At 70.6% G+C, this 22,253-nt stretch carries 18 protein-coding genes and 1 pseudogene; 13 read left to right on the top strand and 6 right to left on the bottom strand.

The annotated features are described in order from the left end of the window. Window positions 1-14: 14 nt before the first annotated feature. From AB0N27_RS05955 to AB0N27_RS05920, 8 genes are all read left to right on the top strand, one after another. Window positions 15-743, top strand: coding sequence for a TetR/AcrR family transcriptional regulator (locus AB0N27_RS05955; RefSeq protein ID WP_364363806.1), 729 nt, complete (start codon window positions 15-17; stop codon window positions 741-743). Next, window positions 740-1,039 carry a DUF4873 domain-containing protein gene (locus AB0N27_RS05950; RefSeq protein ID WP_364363803.1) on the top strand — a complete coding sequence of 100 codons (300 nt, stop codon included), beginning with the start codon at window positions 740-742 and terminating at the stop codon, window positions 1,037-1,039. The genes AB0N27_RS05955 and AB0N27_RS05950 overlap by 4 nt, the downstream gene beginning before the upstream one ends. Continuing rightward, window positions 1,039-2,532, top strand: coding sequence for an NAD(P)/FAD-dependent oxidoreductase (locus AB0N27_RS05945; RefSeq protein WP_364363800.1), 1,494 nt, complete (start codon window positions 1,039-1,041; stop codon window positions 2,530-2,532). The genes AB0N27_RS05950 and AB0N27_RS05945 overlap by 1 nt, the downstream gene beginning before the upstream one ends. Continuing rightward, window positions 2,522-3,394, top strand: a complete 873-nt coding sequence (locus tag AB0N27_RS05940) for an SDR family oxidoreductase (RefSeq protein WP_364363797.1) — start codon at window positions 2,522-2,524, stop codon at window positions 3,392-3,394. The genes AB0N27_RS05945 and AB0N27_RS05940 overlap by 11 nt, the downstream gene beginning before the upstream one ends. After that, on the top strand, window positions 3,391-4,212 hold the full coding sequence (locus AB0N27_RS05935) for an alpha/beta fold hydrolase (RefSeq protein ID WP_364363794.1): 822 nt from the start codon (window positions 3,391-3,393) through the stop codon (window positions 4,210-4,212). Before AB0N27_RS05940 ends, AB0N27_RS05935 begins: the two co-directional genes overlap by 4 nt. A gap of 41 nt (window positions 4,213-4,253) precedes the next feature. Further along, window positions 4,254-4,874 carry a TetR family transcriptional regulator gene (locus AB0N27_RS05930; RefSeq protein ID WP_364363791.1) on the top strand — a complete coding sequence of 207 codons (621 nt, stop codon included), beginning with the start codon at window positions 4,254-4,256 and terminating at the stop codon, window positions 4,872-4,874. Between the two features lie 74 nt (window positions 4,875-4,948). Next, a complete protein-coding gene (locus tag AB0N27_RS05925) occupies window positions 4,949-6,529 on the top strand; it encodes an MDR family MFS transporter (RefSeq protein WP_364363788.1) in 1,581 nt (526 codons plus the stop codon). Window positions 6,530-6,935: 406 nt separating this feature from the next. Beyond that, complete coding sequence (locus AB0N27_RS05920) at window positions 6,936-8,492, top strand: OFA family MFS transporter (protein ID WP_364366089.1); 1,557 nt, start codon at window positions 6,936-6,938, stop codon at window positions 8,490-8,492. Between the two features lie 69 nt (window positions 8,493-8,561). On the opposite strand, the gene nrfD is transcribed toward AB0N27_RS05920, so the two are convergent. From nrfD to fdh, 3 genes are read right to left on the bottom strand one after another with little or no spacing between them, the layout of a single operon-like run. Beyond that, on the bottom strand, window positions 8,562-9,569 hold the full coding sequence (gene nrfD / locus AB0N27_RS05915) for an NrfD/PsrC family molybdoenzyme membrane anchor subunit (protein ID WP_364363785.1): 1,008 nt from the start codon (window positions 9,567-9,569) through the stop codon (window positions 8,562-8,564). After that, window positions 9,566-10,609: a 4Fe-4S dicluster domain-containing protein gene (locus AB0N27_RS05910; protein ID WP_364363782.1), complete on the bottom strand. Its 1,044-nt coding sequence runs from the start codon at window positions 10,607-10,609 to the stop codon at window positions 9,566-9,568. The genes nrfD and AB0N27_RS05910 overlap by 4 nt, the downstream gene beginning before the upstream one ends. A 3-nt stretch (window positions 10,610-10,612) precedes the next feature. Continuing rightward, window positions 10,613-13,888, bottom strand: coding sequence for a formate dehydrogenase (gene fdh / locus AB0N27_RS05905; protein WP_364363780.1), 3,276 nt, complete (start codon window positions 13,886-13,888; stop codon window positions 10,613-10,615). Window positions 13,889-14,404: 516 nt separating this feature from the next. Here fdh and AB0N27_RS05900 point away from each other — a divergent pair. Beyond that, window positions 14,405-16,846: a DUF11 domain-containing protein gene (locus AB0N27_RS05900; RefSeq protein WP_364363778.1), complete on the top strand. Its 2,442-nt coding sequence runs from the start codon at window positions 14,405-14,407 to the stop codon at window positions 16,844-16,846. Window positions 16,847-17,143: 297 nt separating this feature from the next. On the opposite strand, the pseudogene AB0N27_RS05895 reads toward AB0N27_RS05900, so the two are convergent. Next, a pseudogene (locus AB0N27_RS05895) lies at window positions 17,144-17,239 on the bottom strand (RNA-binding protein); the annotation flags it as partial. 77 nt (window positions 17,240-17,316) lie between these two features. Further along, on the bottom strand, window positions 17,317-18,069 hold the full coding sequence (locus tag AB0N27_RS05890; protein WP_364363775.1) for a glyoxalase: 753 nt from the start codon (window positions 18,067-18,069) through the stop codon (window positions 17,317-17,319). Between the two features lie 171 nt (window positions 18,070-18,240). Here AB0N27_RS05890 and AB0N27_RS05885 point away from each other — a divergent pair, with 171 nt between their 5' ends. Genes AB0N27_RS05885 through AB0N27_RS05870 form a run of 4 tightly spaced genes read left to right on the top strand, consistent with a single transcriptional unit; the run spans window position 18,241 to window position 21,489 of the window. Then, window positions 18,241-19,167, top strand: a complete 927-nt coding sequence (locus AB0N27_RS05885; protein ID WP_364363773.1) for a hypothetical protein — start codon at window positions 18,241-18,243, stop codon at window positions 19,165-19,167. After that, on the top strand, window positions 19,164-19,616 hold the full coding sequence (locus AB0N27_RS05880) for an ABA4-like family protein (RefSeq protein ID WP_364363770.1): 453 nt from the start codon (window positions 19,164-19,166) through the stop codon (window positions 19,614-19,616). Before AB0N27_RS05885 ends, AB0N27_RS05880 begins: the two co-directional genes overlap by 4 nt. Window positions 19,617-19,648: 32 nt before the next feature. Next, window positions 19,649-20,866: a histidine kinase gene (locus AB0N27_RS05875; RefSeq protein ID WP_364366086.1), complete on the top strand. Its 1,218-nt coding sequence runs from the start codon at window positions 19,649-19,651 to the stop codon at window positions 20,864-20,866. Next, the gene (locus tag AB0N27_RS05870; RefSeq protein ID WP_364363767.1) at window positions 20,863-21,489 is read left to right on the top strand and encodes a response regulator transcription factor; all 627 of its coding nucleotides are present in this window, start codon (window positions 20,863-20,865) and stop codon (window positions 21,487-21,489) included. Before AB0N27_RS05875 ends, AB0N27_RS05870 begins: the two co-directional genes overlap by 4 nt. Window positions 21,490-21,493: 4 nt before the next feature. Here the strand turns inward: AB0N27_RS05870 and AB0N27_RS05865 are convergent, their stop codons facing one another. Further along, window positions 21,494-22,210, bottom strand: a complete 717-nt coding sequence (locus AB0N27_RS05865; RefSeq protein ID WP_364363764.1) for a YoaK family protein — start codon at window positions 22,208-22,210, stop codon at window positions 21,494-21,496. Window positions 22,211-22,253: the final 43 nt, after the last annotated feature.

Genomic DNA, 22,253 nt, shown 5'->3' with positions numbered 1-22,253 from the left:
TTACGAGTAGTAGCATGCAATCGCCGCGCAAGGATGTCAATGGATCGGACCCGCCGAACGCGTCCGGCGCCGACGCACCGAGAGCGAAGGGCAACGGTCGCCGGGACCGCTGGGCCGACCATCGCGAGCAGCGCAGACAGGCACTCGTCGGTGCCGCCGTACAGGCCCTGCTGCGGCACGGACCCGAGGTCGACATGGACCAGGTGGCCACCATCGCCGGCGTCAGCAAGCCGGTGCTCTACCGCTACTTCACCGACAAGACGCAGCTCTGGATCGCGGTGAGCGAGGTGGTGGCGGCACGGGTCGTCGACGCCATCGCGCCCGCGATCGACCAGGTCCGCGAGGAACGCGCCCTGGTCGAGGCGACGATCGACGCGTACCTCGGCGTGATCGAGTCACAGCCCGCGCTGTACCGGTTCCTCATGAGCCAGTCCGGGCAACCCGGCATCCACCAGGTCGTCGCCGGGACCAGCCGGCAGGTGGCAGCCGGGCTGGCCCGGGTGATCGGCGACCGGCTGCGCGCGCTCGGCCTGGACGCCGGCCCGGCCGAGCCCTGGGCGTACGGCCTGGTGGGGTTCGTGCAGGCGGTCGGCGACTGGTGGACCACCCACGGACAGCCGCTCAGCCGCGGCGCCCTCACCGACTACCTCACCACCCTGCTCTGGAGCGGAATCGAGGGCGTCCGGGCAAGCGCCGACCTGCCACCCGAGCTGACCCGCGCCCACGAACGGATCGTGCCGTGAGCTACCACGGCCCGGCGAGCATCGCGGGCACCCCGGTACGGGCGCACCTCAGCGGACGGTGGGAACCCGTCGACGGCCGCTTCCACTGGGGTGGGCGCATCGAGCCCGACCCGAGCGTGGCACGACTGCTGCGCTCCGGTCGCCGCGACGTCGAGCTGCGCATCGCCGACCGGGCCCGCCCCGCCCGACTGGCCGAGGTCGACCCGTGGGGCGGCGTACGGATCACCGGCGTCGGCGAACCGCCCTGGCCGTCACCGGCCGGACCGGACGTCGCGTCCGAACACCTGGAGGACTGATGGAGACAGACGTTGCCATCGTCGGGGCCGGTTTCGGCGGCCTGGGCGCGGCCATCGCCCTGCAACGGGCCGGCTTCACCGACTATCTCGTCTTCGACAGGGGCGACGACGTCGGCGGCACCTGGCGGGACAACACCTACCCCGGCTGTGCCTGTGACGTCCCGTCGCACCTCTACTCCTTCTCCTTCGCCCCCAATCCCCGCTGGTCCACCACGTTCTCCGGCCAGCCGGAGATCAGGGACTACCTGCGCGGCTGCGTCGACCGTTTCGGGATCGGCCCGAAGCTGCGGCTGCGCCACGAGGTGCACGAGGCACGCTGGGACGACGAGCGCCAGCGCTGGCTGCTGCAGACCTCCGGCGGTGATCACACGGCCCGGGTGCTGATCTGCGCGACCGGCCCCCTGAGCGAGCCCGCCACGCCCGACCTGCCCGGCATCGACGAATTCGCCGGCACGGTCTTCCACTCCGCACGCTGGCGGCACGACCACGACCTGACCGGTCGCCGTGTCGCGGTCATCGGCACCGGCGCGTCGGCTGTCCAGTTCGTGCCGCGGATCCAGCCGGCCGTCGAGAGGCTGACGCTGTTCCAGCGCTCCCCCGCCTGGATCATGCCGAGACGCTCGCGCCGCATCAGCCGGGTCGAGCAGGCCGCGTTCCGCACCGTGCCCGGCGCGCAGCGGGCCGCCCGGGCCGGGCTCTACCTGCTCCGCGAGACCATGGGCCTGGGCTTCCTGCACCCGACGGTCAACCGCCTCGCCTCGCGGCTGTCCCTGCGGACGCTGCGGCGCCAGGTCGCCGACCCGACCCTGCGAGACAAGCTCACCCCCCGGTACGCGATGGGCTGCAAACGGGTCCTGATCTCGAACGACTACTGGCCGTCGCTCACCCGGCCGAACGTCGACGTCGTCACCGAAGGCATCGCCCGGGTCGTGCCGGACGGCCTGGTCACCTCCGACGGCGTGCACCACCCGGCGGACACGATCATCCTCGGCACCGGCTTCCACGTCACCGACTCCCCCGTCGTACGGCGCATCCACGGCCGCGGCGGGTGCAGCCTGGGTACGGCCTGGACGCCGAGCATGCACGCGTACCGGGGCACGACCATCGCCGGCTTCCCGAACCTGTTCTTCCTGCTCGGCCCGAACACCGGGCTCGGGCACACCTCGGTGGTGCTGATGATCGAGGCGCAGATGCGCCTGGTGCTCGCGGCACTGCGCCACCTGCGGGCCACCGGCGCGCAGGCCATCGAGCCGACCACGGACGCACAACGACGCTGGACCGAACAGATCGACAGGAAGATGGCCGGCACCGTCTGGCAGACCGGCTGTTCGAGCTGGTACCTGGATGCCACAGGCCGCAACACCACCATCTGGCCGGGCTTCGCCACCAGCTTCCGGATGCGCCTGCGCCGGTTCCGCCCCGCCGACCACCGGCTCATCACTGCCGACCACAGCCCCAACGAACCGGAACGGGAGCACGCCGATGCGGTATGACCTGGCGGACCGGACCATCTTCATCACCGGCGCGGCACGCGGCATCGGTGCCGAACTGGCCCGCACGGCCGTCGCCAGAGGCGCCCGGGTCGCCCTGGCGGGCCTGGAGGGCGAGCGGCTCCGGCAGCTCGGCGACGAGCTCGGCGCGCACTGGCACGAGTGCGACGTCACCGACCAGGCGGCGTTGGACGCCGCGGTGGCCTCCACGGTGGACCGTTTCGGCGGCCTCGACGTGGTCGTCGCGAACGCGGGCATCGCGAACCTGGGCACCGTGGCCGTCGGACCGGTCGACGCGTTGGTGCGTACCGTCGAGGTGAACCTCTGCGGCGCGATCCGCACGGTCAGCGCGGCCCTGCCGCACGTCACCGCCGCCCGGGGTCACGTCCTGATCGTCTCCTCCGCCGCCGCCTTCACGGCGATGCCCGGCATGGCCGCCTACTGCGCGTCCAAGGCGGGCGTGGAGCAGTTCGCAAACGTGCTGCGCCTGGAGACCCGCGCCGCGGGCGTCACCGTCGGCACCGCGCACCCGATCTGGATCGACACCGACCTGGTCCGCGACATCCGTGCCGACCTGGCGTCGTTCAACGCCACGCTGCGCCGGTTGCCGTGGCCGCTGTCCACTGTGGTTTCCGTCGAGCAGTGCGTCGACGCCCTGCTGAGCGGCATCGAACGCCGCAGACGCAAGGTGTACGTGCCACGGTCGTTGGCCCTGGTGCAGGCGCTGCGGCCGGTGGTGCTCAGCGGCCTCTCGGACGCGCTGATCACCAGGTTCGGCGGCCGCACGATGGTCGGTCAGATGGAGGACGAGGTACGCCAGCTCGGCCGGTCCTTCGGCAGGTCGTCGGTGGAGGTGCGCAGATGAGCATCCACTTCCGTCGCGCGGGCAGCGGTGAACCGCTCGTGCTCATCCACGGCATCGGTCACCGCCACCAGGCGTGGGAGCCGGTGTTCGACAGACTCACCGCCCACCACGACGTGATCGCGCTCGACCTGCCCGGCTTCGGGAACTCGCCGGCGCCCGGCACCGGGATGCCCGCCGACATGGCCGCCACCGTCGCCGCGATGCTGCCCGTCCTGAACGAGTGGGGGCTGGAGCGCCCGCATGTGGCCGGTTACAGCCTCGGCGGGGCGATCGGTCTGGAACTCGCCGCCACCGGCGCGGTCGCGTCGGCCACCGCCTTCTCCCCCGCCGGCTTCTTCACACCCGCCGAGCGGCGCCGGGCGCTTGCCATCCTCAGGATGCTGCGGGCCAACTCGCGCCTGCCCACCCCGATCATGCGGGTCGCGCTGCGGTCGGCGTACCTGCGGGCGTTGTGCTTCGCGCCGTTAATGGCCCGCCCGACACTGTTGGACGTCGACCGCGCGGTGGGCGACTCGCTGGCCCTGCGGCGAGCGGTGGGCTTCAACGCCGTGGCCCGAGCCGCCCGCGACTACCGCTTCGACTGCCTCCGGCTGGCCGAGGCGTCCGTGCCGGTGACGATCGGCTGGGGCGACCGCGACCGCATCTTCGGGGTTCACCAGGCCGAGCGCGCCCGGGCCGGGTTGCCGGCGGCCCGGGTGGTGACGCTGGCCGGCTGCGGGCACGTGCCGATGAGCGACGACCCGGACCTGGTCGCCGCGCTCATCCTGGAGACCACCGGGGCCGTGCCCCGCGGTCAGGTACATCACTTCACAGACTAAAAACTTGCAGGCTGTGCAAGTTTGCTCCTAGCCTCGCTCGCGTGACCGACACCGACCACGCTGCCATCGGGCGTCGAGACCGCAAGAAGGCACAGACCCGGGCCGCGTTGACCGCCGCCGCGTTGCGACTGGTGGCCGAACGCGGCCTGGAGCACGTGACAGTGGAGGAGATCAGCGAGGCCGCGGACGTCTCCTCGCGTACCTTCTTCAACTACTTCACCTGCAAGGATGAGGCACTCACCGACGATCCGGCACTCGACGGCACCCCGGTCGTGGCACGTCTGGCGGCGGTCCCCGCGCACGTACCGGCGTTGCGTGCCGTCCGGCTGGCCCTCGACGAGGCGATCGACACGATCCAGGCCGACCGGGAGTTGTGGCGGCTGCGGCTCGCGGTCATCACCCAGAACCCCACGCTGCTGCCTCGACTGGTGTCCAGCAACATCGCGACCGAGCGGGCCATGGTCTCGGTCGTCGCCACCCGCCTCGGCGTGGGGCCCGACCACGGCCTCCCGCCGCTGATCACCGCCGTCACCAGCGCCGCGTTCCACACCGCGATGCTGCGCTGGGCCGCCGGCGACGACACACGCCCGCTTCGCGACTTCGTCGACGAGGCATTCGCCGCGCTGGCCGCCGGCCTGCCGGACCCGCCGCCCGCCTCCTGACCACCGGATCCCGCCTCGCCGCAGATCAGCTGCGGGGCCAGTCACTCCGCCACAAACCCGACAAGGGAGCGTCAATGACCACAACCGTCCCGCCCGCCGACACCGCCGCCGTCGGCACGCGTATGTCGCGTCGGGAGGTTCTCCAGGCCCTGTCCGGCCTGATGGTCGGCCTGTTCGTGTCCATCCTCGCCTCCACCGTCGTGGCGAACGCGCTGCCGCGGATCATCGCCGACCTGAACGGCAGCCAGACCGTCTACACCTGGATCGTCACCAGCGAACTGCTCGCCATGACCGCGACGGTGCCGCTGTGGGGCAAGATGGCCGACCTGTACAGCAAGAAGCTGCTGATCCAGCTCTCGCTGGGCCTGTTCGTGGTGGGCTCACTCATCGCCGGGTTGACGCCGAACGTCGAGGTGCTGCTGCTCAGCCGTATCGTCCAGGGAATCGGCGCCGGCGGCATGACGGCGCTGGCCACGATCGTGATGGCGGCCATGATCCCGCCGCGTGAGCTGGGCCGCTACGCCGGCATCTTCGGCGCGGTCTTCGGGGTCGGCACCATCGCCGGCCCGCTGATCGGTGGCCTGCTCGTCGACACGTCGTGGCTGGGCTGGCGGTGGTGCTTCCTGATCGGCGTCCCCTTCAGCATCATCTCCATCGCCCTGCTCCAGCGCACCCTGCACCTGCCGGTCGTCCGCCGCAAGGCGAAGATCGACTGGCTGGGCGCCCTGCTCATCACCTCGGGCGTCTCCACGCTGCTGATCTGGTCGTCCCTGGCCGGGAACAAGTTCGACTGGGCCTCCGGCTGGACGGCCCTGATGGTCGTCGGCGGTCTGGTTCTGCTGGCGCTGGCCCTCGTGGTCGAGTCGCGGGCGGCCGAGCCGATCGTCCCGCTGGACATCTTCCGCAACCGGACCGTCTCGCTGACGACGATCGCCAGCGTGCTCGTGGGTGTCGCGATGTTCGGCGGCACCGTCTTCCTGTCCCAGTACTTCCAGATCTCGCTCGGCAAGTCGCCCACCGTCGCGGGTCTCATGAGCCTCCCGATGATCTTCGGTCTGCTGGTCTCGTCGACGGTGGCCGGTCAGCTCATCACGAAGTACGGACGGTGGAAGGCCTACCTGGTGGCCGGCGCCGCCGTGATGACCGTCGGCATGCTGCTGCTGGGCACCATCGACGCCGACACCAGCGTCCTCGTCCTGTCGGTCTACATGGCCGTGCTGGGCGTCGGCGTCGGCATGCTCATGCAGAACCTCGTGCTCGCCGCGCAGAACGACGTGCCGGCGCAGGAGCTCGGCGCTGCCACCTCCGTGCTGACGTTCTTCCGCAGCATGGGCGGCGCGATCGGGGTCAGTGCCCTGGGCGCGGTCCTGGCCAGCCGGGTGACCTCGCTGACGACCGAGCGGCTCGGCCCGGCGGCGACTGCCGGCGGCGGCTCCACGGAGGTGCCCGACCTGTCCACCCTGCCCGAGCCGGTGGTCCGCATCGTGCAGGACGTCTACGGCACCGCCACCGCCGACCTCTTCCTGGTCGGCGCGCCGTTCGCGCTGCTCGCGCTGATCGTCGTGCTGTTCATCAAGGAGAAGCCGCTGCACACAGTCAGCGGGGACGAACGACGCGCCCAGGAGGAGGCGGCCGCAAAGGCCGCGATCCACTGAGCCGAAGGACCACAGTCGGGGGCGGGCCGGTCGGCCCGCCCCCGTTTCTGTGCCGGCACGCCAGCGGGCCGGTCGGGCGGGCAGCGAGGGCATTCGTTGCCGCCTTTGCTCTGCTTCAAGCCGCGCAATGGTTTCGGGCCGTAAGTGTTGCGTCGGTTGAAGCAGAGCAAAGGCTACGAGCGGATGCCGACCCCTCGGTCTGCGGAGCCGGCGTCCCCGTGCCCGTGTTTCGCATTACGACGAGGTGCGAACCGGCCGCCACGTAACGTGAGAATGCAGCCGGCCACGGCTGACGCAGGCGGGCACCGGGCCGCCACTAAGGGCGGCACCGCTCTGTCAGCTACCGGCACGGGCAACCCTGCCCCGCCGCCGGCCCGCTCAGCCGCAGGAGGTGCGGACGATGCCCATGCTGTCGGTATTCGACCCTCGGCACACCGTCGCTCCCCCGGGATACAGCCGCTGGCTCATCCCGACAGCGGCGCTGGCGGTGCACGTGTGCATCGGGCAGGTCTACGCGACGAGCGTCTACAAGAACTCCCTCATCGCGCACTTCGACACCAGCCAGACGGCGATCGGTGCCATCTTCAGCATCGCCATCGTCATGCTGGGTTCGTCGGCGGCGGTGGGTGGACGGTGGGTGGAACGCAACGGGCCACGCCGGGCGATGTTCGTCTCCGCGTGCTTCTGGGCCGTCGGCTTCCTCGTCGGCGCGCTCGGCATCGCCACCCAGCAGCTGTGGCTGCTCTATCTCGGGTACGGCGTCATCGGCGGCATCGGGCTCGGCATCGGCTACATCTCGCCGGTCTCGACCCTGATCAAGTGGTTCCCGGACCGGCCGGGCCTCGCCACCGGGCTCGCCATCATGGGCTTCGGCGGCGGTGCCCTGGTCGCCGGCCCGCTCGCACGCCAACTGCTCTCGCTCTACGACTCGGACTACAACCCCGCCAACCCCGGGGCCGTCGCGTCGGGCAGCGCGCTCGTGGCGCTCTTCGTCACGTTCGGCATCGGCTACTTCGTGATCATGATGTTCGGTCCGTTCAACGTCCGGGTTCCGGCGCCCGACTGGCGGCCCGCCGGGTTCGACCCGGCGACCGTCGCCAGCCGGCCGCTGGTGACCAGGGCGAGCGTGTCCGCGACGAACGCCGTGCGTACCCGGTCGTTCTGGCTGTTGTGGATCGTGCTGTTCTGCAACGTCACGGCCGGCATCGGCATCCTGGAGCAGGCCAGCCCGATGATCCAGGACTTCTTCCGGGACAACGGGTCCACCGCCGTCTCGGTGTCGGCGGCCGCCGGTTTCGTGGGAGTGCTGTCGCTGTTCAACATGGCGGGACGGTTCGTCTGGTCGACGACGTCGGACCTCATCGGCCGCAAGCCCATCTACATGGTGTACCTCGGCGTCGGCATGGTGCTGTACGTGCTGCTCGCCGTGGCCGGCCACTCCGCGACCGCAGTCTTCGTGCTGATCGCCGCCGCGATCATCTCCTTCTACGGCGGCGGCTTCGCCACCATGCCCGCGTACCTGCGCGACCTGTTCGGCACCTTCCAGGTCGGCGCCATCCACGGCCGGATCCTGACCGCCTGGTCGGCAGCGGGTGTCGCCGGCCCACTGATCGTCAACGGGATCCTCGACACCCAGGGCAAGCCGGGCACCCTCACCGCCTCGTCGTACCGGCCCGCGCTGTTCACCATGGTCGGCATCCTGGCCATCGGCTTCATCGCCAACCTGCTCGTGCGTCCGGTGCCCGACCGGTTCCACGAGCCGGACCGGGGATCGACGTCGCCCGTGGCCAAGGCCACCGTCACCGATCCGGTCGCCCTCGGCCCGCAGAGCAACCCCCCGGTACCGCAGCACGTCGGCAGTCAGACCGGGCGGCTCTGGATATCGTGGCTGCTCGTCGCGGCACTGCTCGGCTACGGCATCGTCCAGACCGCCATCACCGCAGCGAAGCTGTTCACGGGCTGAGCGGGTGGCGTCGCCGCCGACGAGGTCCGGAGGCGGCGACCCGTCCTGCGGGTGGCGCGTCGCGGCCGCTCAGGATCGGGGCGCCGCCGCGTTCTTCTCCTCGAGTCGCTCCCGCTGGGGTACGACCGTGTACTTGGGATCGCGCGCCGAGGCGCGGCCTGCCTCGAAGACGCCGAACCGGGTGGCCACCGACGAGGCCACGAGGGCCGCGCCGGAGATCGCCGCCAGAAGCCGGCTTCGGCGACTGACAAGCGCGGCGGCGGTGCCCACGGCGAGCAGTACCCGCCCCGCGGTGATCAGCCGGCCGCTGCGGCCACGCGCGTACGGCTCTCCGGTCAGACCGAGCCGTTCCAGCTGGCGTCCGCCGGCCATCTCGACCGTCGCGGCGGCGAGGGCGAGTCGCCGCAGCGGGGCGGTCTGCCTGGCCGGCGCCGCGATCAGGCCGACCCCGGACGCGGCGGCGAGCGCGCTTCCCGCGAAGACGAACGGCAGCGACGGGTAGGCGTCGTGCCAGGACGGCACGGCCGTGTCGGCGAGCAGCACCCCGGTGTACGTGGCCAGCGCCGGCGCGACGGCGGCGGCGGCTAGGCCGGCGGCGGCGCCGACCGGCGGCGCCAGCCGGCGGGCGAGGCCGAACACGCCGTGCTGTGGGAGCAGCGGCGCGAGTTCGGCGACAGCCGCAACCCCGGCCAGCGGCCCGAACGCCGCGAGGATCCAGGTCCCGACGGACATGGGCGAGGTCAGCTTCGCGACCCGGAGCATGTGGTGGAACCGGTCCGGCCGCCCGAGGTCGTGAATCAGCAGGTACGTGCTGGCGGTGACACCGCCGAGGGCCGTCCAACGGCCCACTGTGCACAGTTCGGGACGGCCGGTCACCTGGGCGCCGGCGCCGATCAGCGCACCGCCTGCCGCGAGGCCGCCGGTGAAGAGGTACCCCGCGATGTCGTACCTCCAGACCGGCGGTTTGAGCACCGGCCGGCCGTAGTACGAGCTGAAGTCGGCGGGCGGGACGGCGAGCTGTTCGCCGCCTGCGCGTCCCCGCCGCCGGTGCCCGTCGGGCGATGTCGTGTCGGTCATGGCCGCCTGCCCAGGAACGCGACAACGGTGACGGCGGCCATCGTCACCGCGGCGAGGCCTGCGCGTTTCCACATGGCCGGCAGGTCACGGGTGGTCACGATCGGGTCCGGTGGCAACCCGTACACCTCGGGCTCGTCCAACAGCAGAAAGAACGCCCCGTCACCACCCACACCATCATTCGGGTCCTGCCCGTACAACCGCGCCTCGGGCACCCCCCGCTCGTGCAGCGTCACCACTCGCGCTGCGGCCCGTTCCCGCAACTCGTCGAGCGGCCCGTACTGGATCGACTCCGTCGGACACGCCTGCGCACACGCAGGCGTCATCCCCGCACCCAACCGGTCGTAACACAACGTGCACTTCCACGCCCGACCGTCACCCTTACGCTGATCGATCACCCCGTACGGACACGCCGAAATGCAGTACCCACACCCATTACAGATGTCCTCCTGCACCACCACCGTCCCGAACTCGGTCCGAAACAACGACCCCGTCGGACACACATCCAGACACGCCGCATGAGTGCAGTGCTTGCACACATCCGACATCATCAACCACCGGAAATCCGTCCGCCCCTCCACACCCGAACCCCGCCCCGGCGGCTGCGCACCAGGCATCCCCAGAAACTCCGGACCGGCCGACATGCGGGCCGCCACGGCCGGCGAGCCGGGCAAAAGGCCCGGAACCGTTCCGGTGTCGCTGCCGGTCCGCGCGCCGACCGCCGCCGTGGCCGCGCTGACCGACGGCCCGTCCGGTTGCCCCTCGAACGCCGGGATCTCCTGGCCCGTCGTGCGGGGCTGCTCGACGAACGCGACGTGCCGCCACGAGTTCGCCGTCAACGCACCCGTGTTGTCGTACGACATGCCCAGCAGATCCAGGCCGCTCTCCGGAACGAGATTCCACTCCTTGCACGCCACCTCACACGCCTTGCACCCGATACACACGCTGGTGTCGGTGAAGAACCCCATCCGGGGCGGCGCGTCCACATAGCCGGCGTCGGGCGCCGGGTCCAGCGGCCCGTACAGGGCGTTGGCGTGGGGCATCGGTCAGCCCTCCTGGTCGCTGCTGCTGTCGGCGACGTCGGTCGTGACCAACGGTGGATAGCGGTGGCTCAGGTCTCCCGACCGCCGCCGGTAGTCGTACACGAGGTCCCGCAGATCCGGTCCCCTCGGGCGCCGGCCGGGCCGGATGTCGCAGGTGCCGACCTTGCTCTCCTGGATCAGCACGTTCGGGTCCAGGGTGATGCCGAACAGGTCGTTCGCCGAGTCGCCGGTCACCAGGCCCTCGTAGCCGAAGTGGTACGGCAGCCAGACCTGGTGGATGACCCGGCCGTCGACCCGCAGCGGGGTGACGCGGTCGGTCACCAGGACCCGCGCCTCGATGGCCGCCCGGGTGGTGATCAGGTGCGCCCAGCCGAGGTGGTCGAGTCCGCGTTCGGCGGCCAGCTCCGGTGACACCTCGACGAACATCTCCGGCTGCAACTCCGCCAGCGGCGACACCGTACGGCTCATCCCACCGGCCGTGTGGTGCTCGGTGAGCCGGCTGACAGTGAACACGAGAGGGAAGACGTCACTGTGGTCCTCCGGCGGGCTCGGGTTCAGCGTGTTGATGGGGTGTGTGTAGACCTTCCGGGTCGGGTTGGCCTGCTGGCGGTACAGCGGGTTGCGCACCGGCGACTCCACCGGCTCGTAGTGCGTCGGCAGCGGCCCGTCCAGGACACCGCTCGGCGCGAACAACCAGCCCTTGCCGTCGCCCTGAAGGATGAACGGGTCGTCGCCCGCGATGCCCGCCACGCCACCCGTGTTCGGCGGCGGCCGGTACGACGGCGGCTTGGTCTTCTCGAAGTCCGGCACGTCGTAGCCCGTCCACTCGCCCCTGTCCGCGTCCCACCAGACGTAGCGCTTGCGCTCGCTCCACGGGTTGCCGTCCGGGTCGGCGGAGGCACGGTTGTACAGGATGCGGCGGTTCGACGGCCACGCCCAGCCCCACTCCAGCGCCACCAGGGACTGCTCGGCGCCCGGTTTGCGCCGGGCCGCCTGGTTGACGCCGTCGGCGTACACGCCCGTGTAGATCCAGCAGCCGCCTGCGGTGGAGCCGTCGTCCTTCATCTCGGTGTAACTCGACAGCGGGCGGCCGCTGGCCACGTCGTATCCGTTGATCTCGTACAGCACCGACTCGGCGCTCGGCTCCGCGGTGGGACCGTGCGTCGGATAGTTCCAGTTCAGGTCGAGCAGTGCCCGGTCCCGGGGACGGGTCGACTGCGCCAGCCGTTCCCGGATGATGCGGCCGAGGTGGTAGAAGAACCACAGCTCGGAGCGGGCGTCGCCCGGCGGCTCGACGGCCTTCTCCCGCCACTGCAACAGCCGCTGCGTCTGGGTGAAGCTGCCCTCCTTCTCCACGTGCGAGGCGGCGGGCAGGAAGAACACCTCCGTCCGGCACGCCTCGGGCACGATCTCGCCGGTCTCGATCTCCGGCGCGTTCTGCCAGAACGTCGCACTTTCGATCATGAACAGGTCCCGGACCACCAGCCAATCCAGGTTCGCCATACCGAGCCGCTGCGCCCGGCCGTGGGCGGAGCCGACCGCCGGGTTCTGCCCGAGCAGGAAGTAGCCCTTGATCTTCCCGTCGATCATGTTGAGCACCTGCTGGTAGGTACCGTGGTCGCCGGTCATCCGCGGCATGTAGCCGTAGCAGAAGTCGTTCTCGGAGGTGGCCGCGTCACCCCAGTACGCCTTGAGCAGGTTGACCCCGTAGGCGCGGGCGTTGCCCCAGAAGCCCTTCTGCCCCGGGTGCCGGATGCTGTCCACCCACTCGTCCAGGGTGGGGTGGTCGGCGTGGTGTGGCATCGGCAGGTAGCCGGGCAGCAGGTTGAACAGGGTGGGGACGTCGGTGGAGCCCTGGATGCTGGCGTGTCCGCGCAGCGCCATCACCCCGCCACCCGGGCGACCCATGTTGCCCAGCAGCAATTGGATGATCGCTCCGGTCCGGATGTACTGCACACCGACGCTGTGCTGCGTCCACCCCACCGAGTAGACGAGCATGCTCGTCCGTTCCCGGCCCGAGTTCGCCGTCCAGGCCTGCGCCAGTTCGAGGAACTTCTCCTGCGGGATCCCGCAGACCCGCTCCACCATCTCGGGCGTGTAGCGGGCGTAGTGCCGCTTGAGGATCTGGTAGACGCAGCGCGGATCCTGCAACGTCTCGTCGCGCTGGGTCTGCCCGTTCACAGGCGCGCCGTGCGACTCGTGTTCCAACCCGGCTGCCGTTTCCCGCTGGGTCTCGGTGTCGCCACTTGAGGGGTTCTCGTCGGTTCCCTCGTACTGCCAGCTGCTCTGGTCGTAGCTGGCGTTGTCCTCGTTGAAGCCGGAGAAGAGGCCGTGCAGATCCTCGGTGTCGCGGTACTCCCCGGTCACGATCGTCGCGGCGTTCGTGTACGCGACCACGTACTCCCGGAAGTCCAGCTCGTTGTCGAGGATGTACCGCACCACCCCACCGAGCAGGGCGATGTCCGTGCCCGCCCGGATCGGCAGGTACGCGTCAGCGACAGCGCTCGTCCGAGTGAACCGGGGGTCGACGTGAAAGACCTTCGCCCCGCGGCGCTTGGCCTCCATCACCCACTGGAAACCCACCGGGTGCGCCTCGGCCATGTTCGAACCCTGGATGACGATCATGTCGGAGTTCGACAGGTCCTGCTGGAACTGGGTGGCCCCGCCGCGACCGAAGCTGGTCCCCAGACCGGGGACGGTGGCGGAGTGTCAAATACGGGCCTGGTTTTCGATCTGAAGAGCGCCCATCGCGGTGAACAACTTCTTGATGAGGTAGTTCTCCTCGTTGTCGAGCGTCGCCCCACCCAGACTGGAGATGCCGAGCGTCCGGTTGAGTGGTCGGCCCTCGTCGTCGACGTCCTCCCAGGTCTCGTCCCGGGCTGCCAGGACCCGGTCGGCGATCATGTTCATCGCCGTGTCGAGGTCAAGGTCCTCCCACTCCGTGGCGTACGGTCGGCGGTAGCGGACAGTCGTCTGCCGCAGCGGACTGGTCACCAGGCTCTTGCTCGCCGAGCCCTTGGGACACAACCGACCCCGCGAGATCGGGCTGTCCGGGTCACCCTCGATCTGGGTGATCTGCCCGTCCTTGACGAACACCCGCTGCCCACAACCCACGGCGCAGTACGGGCAGACCGAGCGCGCCATCGAGTCGGCGGTGTCGGTGCGGGCGGTCAGCGACAGCGAGCCGGCGGACTTGGCCGCAGCGCCCCGGCCGAGCGGGTCCGTGCCGGTGAGCTGCCGGTAGAGGGGCCAGCTCTGGACCCAGCGGCGCACCCCCATCGCAGCACCTTCCCGACTAATCGCACCTAATGCGAACGCTTCGACACTAGACGAGGCGCTGGCCGGGTCGCAGCCAGATCGGGAGAGCCATGCCACCGGCGAGCACCGTCGCGCAGGCACGGCCGCACGGCTTGACCGCCCGTGACCGGGATGCCCGCCTCTCCCCGCCTACGAACTCACTTTCCGCCGCAGCAAACCATCCGCCGGCGAACCGCTTGACGGAATGTGAATTCACTGCGCACTGACTCACTCGATCGGGTGACCACCTATCAGGACTAGGTCTGGACTGCACACTTCTGAAATTGTCGATCCCGGTTCGGAGGAAGCAGCGCTGTCAGTGCAATCTGCACAACGGGGGAAATGAAAATGGTTCGCGGGGGACGCCGCTGGTTCACATCGGCGCTGGGGGCGGTCGGCGCATTGCTGACATCCTCGACGCTTGTCCTTGTGGTGTCGGGCCAGCCCGCATTGGCGACGGTTCCGGGCCTCCCCGGAACGCCGCAGCCCGGCACGCCTGTGTTCACCGAGGATTTCTCCAACGAGAGTGCGGTCGCCGCACCGATCCGCATTGGCTCCTACACCGGCTCGCCCGGATCGGTCTATGTGCCGGGGCCGGGCGGCAGCGGCGCGGACAGCGAGACCTACACCGCCGACCCGGCGTGGAGCCCCGGTGCGGGCGCGTGCAACGGCTGGATCATGCGGTCGGACTCGCCGCTACCGCCCAACGGCGGCAGCCCGCCGGTCACGAACAACGACCAGTGCGGCCGTTCCGCCGCATGGAGTCGGCTCCAGGAGATGGCACGCGACATGGGGTTGTTTCAGGGGCAGAGCCCCGACGAAGCAGCCACCAACCAGATACTCACCGAGTACACCAACAGCCTGACAGGCGCACAGGCCGCCGGATACCTACTGGAGACCGACAGCAATACCATTCCGGCGATCGGCGGACACTTCTATGCGGTCTCGGCGATCTTCGCTGAGAGGAACTGCACGGTTCCCGGCGCGCAGCGGGCGCGCCTCCGGTTCGATCTCGTTCTCAACGAGGCGCCCACGGCGCTCGCCCAGGATCTGAGCCCCTGCACCGATCCGGGCGCTGTGATCGTCAACAACACATGGATAGCGAAGCTGCAGTCGTCGGCACTGCAATTGTCAGTGGTCGACACACCAACGCTTGGCGTACGCCTCTACAACGCAACCGCGACGGGAGTCGGCAACGACGTCGCGTTCGACCTTCCGCAGATCGTCGACGTGACCCCGCAACTCGACAAGGCCTTCAGCCCGACCACCATCGGGCAGGGCCAGACCTCCGCGCTCACCTTCACCATCACCAACACCGACGACCTGCAAGCCAAGAACGGGATGAGTTTCACCGACAACCTTCCCGGCAACGTGACAGCCACCGGCGTCAACAGCACGACCTGCTCGGACGCCACCGTAACCGCGCCCGCCGGCGCCACCTCCGTCGCCTTCACCGGCGACATCGACGCCGGCGTGGCGTCGTGCACGATCTCCGTGCAGGTGACAAGCGACGTGGTCGGCTCGTACACCGACACCGGATGCATCGCGCCGGACGGCTCGACGATCCCCGGCTGTGCGAGCAACTTCCCCACGATCATCGGGCTCAACCCGCCCGGCTCCACCACCCTCACCGTCATTCCCACGGTGGATCTGGCGGTCGTGAAAACAGCGACACCAAATCCGTACGTGCCGGGTACGCCACTGACCTACACGGTGACGGTGACCAACGGCGGCCCGTCCGCCGCCGTGGGCGCGACGGTCACCGACCCGCTGCCCGCACCGCTGTCCGGGTTCACCTGGACCTGCACGGCATCAGCAGGAAGCACGTGCACCGCGTCCGGCACCGGCAGCATCGACGACACCGTCACCGTGGCGGGCGGGGGAACTCTCACCTACACGACCACGGGGACCGTGCCGTCGAGCGCCACGGGCGACCTGACCAACACGGTCACCGTGACCCCACCGGCGGGAGTGTTTGACCCGGGCTGCACCCCGAGCTGCCAGTCCACGGTCGTCACCCCCGCCGCGGGGACCGTGGACCTCGCGGTCGTGAAAACAGCAACCCCGAATCCGTACGTGCCGGGTGCGCCCTTCTCCTACACGGTGACCGTCACCAATGGCGGACCGTCCGACGCCGTCGGGGCGACAGTGGCCGACCCGCTGCCCGCACCGCTGGCCGGATTCACCTGGACCTGCGAAGCCTCCGCCGGCAGCACCTGCACCGCATCCGGCAGCGGCGACATCACCGACACCGTCACCATCCTGGCCGGCGGAACGCTGACCTACACCATCAGCGGAACGGTGCCGTCGGACGCCAGGGGCGATCTGGCCAACACGGCAACCCTCACCCCACCCGCCGGCGTCACCGACCCCGACTGCACGCCGACCTGCCAGTCCACTGTCGTCACACCCGCCGGACCTGTCGTGGACCTCACCGTCGCGAAGACAGCGATGCCTAATCACTACGCGCCGGGCGCGCCGCTGACCTTCACGGTGACCGTCACCAACGCCGGCCCGTCCGACGCGATCGGCGCCACGCTCAGCGATCCGCTGCCGGCGCCACTGGCCGGGTTCACCTGGACCTGCGAGGCATCCGCCGGTAGCAGCTGCACCGCGTCCGGCACCGGTGACATCGAGGACACTGTCACCGTCGTGGCCGGCGGAACACTCACCTACACCATCACCGGCAAGGTGCCGTTCGGCACCATCGGTGACCTGACCAACACCGCCACCCTCACCCCACCGGAGGGTGTCTCCGACCCCGACTGCACGCCGAACTGCTCGACGACCGTGGTCCTCGCCGGACCTGTTCCCCCCCTGCCGGTCACCGGTACCCGTCTGACAGTCCTCACGACGGTCGGAGCAGCCGCCGCTGCTCTGGGTGTCCTGCTGGTTGCCGGGCTGGCCCTGGTACGCGTACGCACCCGCCGCGAGCCCTGACCGGGGCCACGGCAACCGCGCAACGCCTGGGGCCGACGAGAGACCGATCGGGGGCGGCGCGGGCCGGCCCAGGCCGATGGACGCCATTGAGCTGAACCGTCTGTGACATCGCGTGCCGGCGGCCCCGTCAGCAAGCGCCGGGACCGTCTGATTCGTCTACGACATCAGCTCCATAGCGTCTCTCCGGTGTGCCAGCCCCGGAAACGAAGACCGCCTGCGCGGTGGCCGGCACCGGTCACCGGTCACGAAAAGGCTGCGAGGCCACGAAGGCCACGAGAAGGCCAGGAGAACCCAGGCTCAGACGACGTGCACCAGCCGGAAGCGCTCGACCACCACCGGAGTGTCGTCGTCCACGGTGAAGTCGGGGTCGCCCAGCTCGGCGCGTACATCGAGGTCCATCGGCGGAGGATACCGACGGACGGGGAAACCGGTGCCGGCCGAGGAGCGACCGGGGCCGGCGCGACCAGGGGTCAGGTCTCCTCGGGCCGCCACCACGGTTCGAGCAGGGCCGGGTCGGCGACGTAGCTCCTGACCTGCGTACGCTCCGGCTCGGTCAGCGTGAGCGCGCGAAGGCGGGCACCCCATTCGGGCACCCGATCGGTCTTGCCCAGGGCGACCGACAGTTCGATCAGCCCGGCGAGCGCCGTGGCCTGCTCGACTACCGGAGCGTCAGCGGCCCGTCGACGCATGCCCGAGTCCAGCGCCCGGTATGCCGCCCGGTCGTCGGTCTTGAACTCGCGCAGGATCCGCGCGTTGTCGAGTACCCGGGCCAGTCCGTCGAGTTCCTTCGACCCGCCGTACTCCAGGTCCTGCGGCTCGTCGCGGCGGATGAAGACGATGGTGTTGCCGGACGGGTCGACGATGCTGAACCGCGACGCGCCGGCACGGTAGCGGGTGATCCGGGGTAGTCCCTTGACCAGCACCTTTCCGTAGGCGCTGCGCATCGCCTCGGTGAACGCCGCGTGGTACGGCGCGACCGAGTCCACCAGGACGAGGCAGCCGCCGCTCTGCTCCCTCGCCGGGTCGAGGTCCTTCGGCGCGGGGCCGTAATGCAGGTCGAACCCACTCCACCGCAGTGCCAGGTACACGTACGGCTTGGTCTGCTCGTAGGTCACCTCGAACCCGAGCGCACGCCAGAACGCCAGGGTCTCCTGCGGCGCCGGGCAGGGCAGCAGCGGCACTGTCGTCTCGTTCGGGCGGACACGGTCCTCATTGGTCGTCATCGTCACTCCCGGTCCGGCTCGGCAGGCCGGCCATTGTGCCAGCACCCGTGACCCGGCCTCGACAGATTTCGTCGCCTCCTACCCGGGGAGGAGGCCGCCTCCCACCGTGGGTCGCGGACGGGGCTCCGGGTCGGACGCGACCGACGGGTACGACAACGAGCATCTGCAGACATGACTACCGTTCTGCACCGGGCGACACACTGGAACCGCCCACTCATGGTCCTGGTCGGCGCGATGGCGGTGCTCGCGGTCGTCGCCACGGTCGGCGTTCTCGTCGATCCACGCGTCCTCACGGGAGTGCCGATCTGGCTCAAGCCGCTCAAGTTCGCGGTGTCCTTCGTCCTGTACGGCGGGACGCTCGCCTGGATGCTCTCGCTCCTGCCGCGACGCAGCCGGATCGCCGAGGGCGCGGTCACCGTCATCGTCGCGGTGGCGGTGGTCGAGATGGCGGTGATCGTCGGTCAGGTGGTACGCGGGCAGGCCAGCCACTTCAACGACAGCACTCCCCTGAACACCGCGCTGTTCGCGGCGATGGGCGCGGCGATCATGGTGTTGTTCCTCGCGCATCTCGTCCTCGGGATCGTCGTGTTGATCCGGCGGATCCCCGATCGGGTCGCCGCGACCGCCGTCCGGTGGGGGCTCGGCCTGTCCCTGCTGGGGATGCTCGCGGCGGTGCCGATGACGCTGCCGACGCAGGACCCGGGGATCGAGGGGGTCTCCGGGGCGCACAGCGTCGGCGTGCCCGACGGTGGGCCGGGACTGCCGGTGGTCGGCTGGAGCATCACCGGCGGCGACCTGCGGATCGGGCACTTCGTGGGGTTGCACGCCCTGCAGGCGCTGCCGATCCTGGCGACTCTGCTGAGCCGGTTCGCGACGCGGCTGGACGAGCGCACCCGCGTCCGGCTGCTGGTGGTCGCGGGCGGCGCGTACGGCGTCCTCACCGTACTGTTGACCTGGCAGGCACTGCGCGGCCAGCCGCTGCTGCACCCGGACGCCGGCACGCTCGCTGCGGTCGCGGCCCTGGTCGTGGCGTCGGCGACCGCGACCGGCCTGGTGCTGGCCCGCCGACGCCGACCGGAACTGGAGCTGGTCGCATGACCGCCGCGCTGTTCTCCCTGACGTTCGCGGTGGCCGCGCCGTTCTGGGCGTTGATGATCCTGCTGCCCCGCTGGTCGTGGACCACCCGGATCATCGGCTCGCCACTGATAGTGCTTCCGGTCGTGGTGATCTACGCGCTGCTGGTGCTGCCGGCGTTCGGTGAGGTGCTGCCGGCGGTGGCGCGGCCGACGCTGGCCGGAGTGCGCGACCTGCTGGGCACCTCCGACGGGGCGGCGGCGGGTTGGGCGCACATGATCGCGTTCGACCTGTTCGTCGGGCGGTGGGCGTGGTTGGACAGCCGGGAACGGGGGGTGCCGGCGCTGGTCATGGCTCCGGTGCTGGTGCTGACCATCCTGCTCGGACCGCTCGGCCTCGCCGCGTACCTGGCGGTCCGGACCCGGTGGCGGCCACCGGCGGCCGCCACGACCGTTCCGCAGCACCTAGGCTGACGTCCGTGGGGTGGCCGCGGCGCGTGTTCGACATGCGGGACACGCTCGTGCGGATGGTGCTGCTCGACCTCACCGGCGTGGGCTACCTGCTCTTCGGTCCCCATTCCACACGCACACCGCCTGCGACACAGTGGACCCTCGCCGTGCTCGCGTTCGCCGTGGCGCTGCTGGCGCACCGCCGGCCGCTTGTCAACCTGGTGGCGCAGGCAGCCCTGCTGGCGGTCGCGGTCCAGCTGGTCGACGACTTCACGATCAACCAGGTCGGCGCCAGCTGGGCGCTGCTCGAGGTCACCATGCGGGCCCGCCGTCCCCGCGTCATCTGGTTGGCCACCGCGCTGCTGGTGGTGGTGGACCTGACCGATTCGATCGGCGACCCGGCCCGCCGGGTCGCCTCCGGCGTCGTCGGGCTGGCCCTGGAGGTCGGCGTGCCGGTGCTGCTCGGTCTGGTCATCCGCGCCAACCGGGAACTCGGCAGGCAGGCGGTCGAACGGGCAGCCGCCGAGCAGCGGCGGCACGAGTCGGAGAGCCGCGCGGCCCGCGCCGACGAACGCAGCGCCATCGCCCGCGAGCTGCACGACGTCGTCGCGCACCACGTGGCGTCGATGGTGCTGCGCGTCGGCGTGGCCCGGCACGTGCTCACCGACGTCGACCCCCGGGTGGGCGCGGTCTTCGACGACGTGCACGGCACCGGCACCGCGGCCCTGGCCGAGCTGCGCCGGCTGGTCGCGGTGCTGCGCGACCCCGACGGGGTACGCGGTGACGCGGCGCTGACCGCCATCGACCCGTCGGCGCTGCCGGCGGCCCTGGGCGCGACAGTCGACCGGGCCCGACAGACAGGCGTCACCGTCGAGGCCGACATCGACCCGGCGGTGGGCACGATCGACGCGGTACGGGGCCTCGCGGTGCTGCGCCTGACGCAGGAGGCGTTGACGAACGTGGCCAAGCACGCCGGGACGTCCGCGCTGGCACGTCTCGTGGTCGCCGTCGAGGATGGGGCTGTGCACTGGGAGGTGTCCGACGACGGGCTCGCGGGTGACCCGGCGGCGGTCCCGGGCGGCGGCGGGCACGGCATCACCGGCATGCGCGAGCGCGTCGAGGTCCTCGGCGGGCGGTTGGAGGCCGGCCCGACCCGGACGGGGTTCCGGGTGCATACCGTCCTTCCGACGCTGGCCCCGGGGGCGTCGGCTCCGCCGGTTCCCCGTGACAGTGGGACCGCCGCCGCCGGGTCGCCCACGCCGGAGCCGGCGTGATCCGCGTCCTGCTGGTCGACGACCAGCACCTCATCCGCGCGGGGCTGCGCATGCTCTGCGACGCCCAGCCCGACATCGAGGTGGTCGGCGAGGCGGACAACGGTCGCGACGCGGTCACCCTCGCCGCGCGGCTGCTCCCCGACGTCGTCGTCATGGACCTGCGGATGCCAGGTGTCGACGGGATCACCGCGACCAGCCGGATCCTCGCCGAACGTCCGGCCACCCGCGTCCTGGTGCTGACCACGTTCGGCGACGACGACCACCTCTACCCGGCGCTGACCGCCGGGGCGTGCGGGTTCCTGCTCAAGGACGCTCCCCCGGGCGACCTGCTCGACGGCATCCGCCGCGCCTCGGTCGGTGACAGTCCGTTCAGCGCCGATGTGCTGCGCCGCCTCGTCCGGCGTGCGGTCGACGCGCGCGCCGAGGCGCCGCGACAGGCGCCAGGCCTCACGGGCCGCGAGCGGGACGTGCTGGCGCTCGTCGCCGAGGGCCTGTCCAACACCGAGATCGCCGACCGGCTGCACATCGGTGTCACCACGGTCAAGACCCACATCACGAGCCTGATGACCAAGACCGGCAGCCCCAACCGGGTACGCCTGGCGCTGTTCGCGCGCGGCGTCTGAGGGGTCAGGCCCGGATCCGAGTGGACAGGGCGATGACGAGCACGAGCGGCACGATCAGCAGCACCGGCGCCGCCAACGGCAGGTGCAGGGCCACCAGGGCGCCGACCGCCGCGCCTGTCATCAGGGCCAGCAGCACCTGAGCCTTGGGCCGCAGGCCGCCCCACGGGCTGCGTGCGGCGACACCGGCGATGAGGCTCGTGAGGGTGCCGGTCAGGTACGTGGAGGACAGTCCGGGCACGCCGAAGCGCTGGATGGCGCTGCTCTGCACACCGAGGGCCGTCGCCGACAGCAGGAGCAGGGCGAGGTCGACGCGGCCGCTGTGGGTGGGGAGGTTGACCACCCAGACGACGAGGAAGACACCGAACACGAGCAGCTCCAGGACGAGCGCCCAGGTGACCCTGCGGGGCCAGACGGGATCGTCCGGTTGTGGTGAGCCGACGACGCGGGCGCCGGCCAGGACGCCGACGATGAAGCTGACGATCGCGCATCCGGAGGTCAGGGCCAGGTCGGCGTCGCCCCTGCCGGCCGAGAGTCCGAGCAGGACCATGTTGCCTGTCATGACGCTGGAGAAGGCTCCGCCCAGGGACAGGAAGCCGACCGCGTCGGCGCTTCCGGTGAGGAACGTGAGCAGGACGACGAGGGCGTGCCGTCGTCGCAGGAGACGATCGTCGTCCCGGGGGTCGACGCGAGGACTGGTGACGCGGGGCGCGGTGCTCGACACTGTCGCTGTCCTCCAAAATTGTTCTTCGTATACGCTTTTCCCG

It is taken from the genome of Micromonospora sp. NPDC093244 (assembly GCF_040683695.1).
In the GTDB taxonomy this organism is placed as follows: domain Bacteria; phylum Actinomycetota; class Actinomycetes; order Mycobacteriales; family Micromonosporaceae; genus Micromonospora.
The sequence above is the reverse complement of the archived record's forward strand: the minus strand, read 5'-3'. Positions and strand labels throughout refer to the sequence as shown.

Excerpts from the sequence above, each read along its gene's own strand:
- AB0N27_RS05955 (WP_364363806.1), top strand. The coding sequence starts at position 15 with ATGCAATCGCCGCGCAAGGATGTCAATGGATCGGACCCGCCGAACGCG.
- AB0N27_RS05945 (WP_364363800.1), top strand. The coding sequence starts at position 1,039 with ATGGAGACAGACGTTGCCATCGTCGGGGCCGGTTTCGGCGGCCTGGGC.
- AB0N27_RS05940 (WP_364363797.1), top strand. The coding sequence starts at position 2,522 with ATGCGGTATGACCTGGCGGACCGGACCATCTTCATCACCGGCGCGGCA.
- AB0N27_RS05935 (WP_364363794.1), top strand. The coding sequence starts at position 3,391 with ATGAGCATCCACTTCCGTCGCGCGGGCAGCGGTGAACCGCTCGTGCTC.
- AB0N27_RS05925 (WP_364363788.1), top strand. The coding sequence starts at position 4,949 with ATGACCACAACCGTCCCGCCCGCCGACACCGCCGCCGTCGGCACGCGT.
- AB0N27_RS05920 (WP_364366089.1), top strand. The coding sequence starts at position 6,936 with ATGCTGTCGGTATTCGACCCTCGGCACACCGTCGCTCCCCCGGGATAC.
- nrfD (WP_364363785.1), bottom strand. The coding sequence starts at position 9,569 with ATGACCGACACGACATCGCCCGACGGGCACCGGCGGCGGGGACGCGCA.
- AB0N27_RS05910 (WP_364363782.1), bottom strand. The coding sequence starts at position 10,609 with ATGCCCCACGCCAACGCCCTGTACGGGCCGCTGGACCCGGCGCCCGAC.
- AB0N27_RS05890 (WP_364363775.1), bottom strand. The coding sequence starts at position 18,069 with ATGACGACCAATGAGGACCGTGTCCGCCCGAACGAGACGACAGTGCCG.
- AB0N27_RS05885 (WP_364363773.1), top strand. The coding sequence starts at position 18,241 with ATGACTACCGTTCTGCACCGGGCGACACACTGGAACCGCCCACTCATG.
- AB0N27_RS05880 (WP_364363770.1), top strand. The coding sequence starts at position 19,164 with ATGACCGCCGCGCTGTTCTCCCTGACGTTCGCGGTGGCCGCGCCGTTC.
- AB0N27_RS05875 (WP_364366086.1), top strand. The coding sequence starts at position 19,649 with ATGCGGGACACGCTCGTGCGGATGGTGCTGCTCGACCTCACCGGCGTG.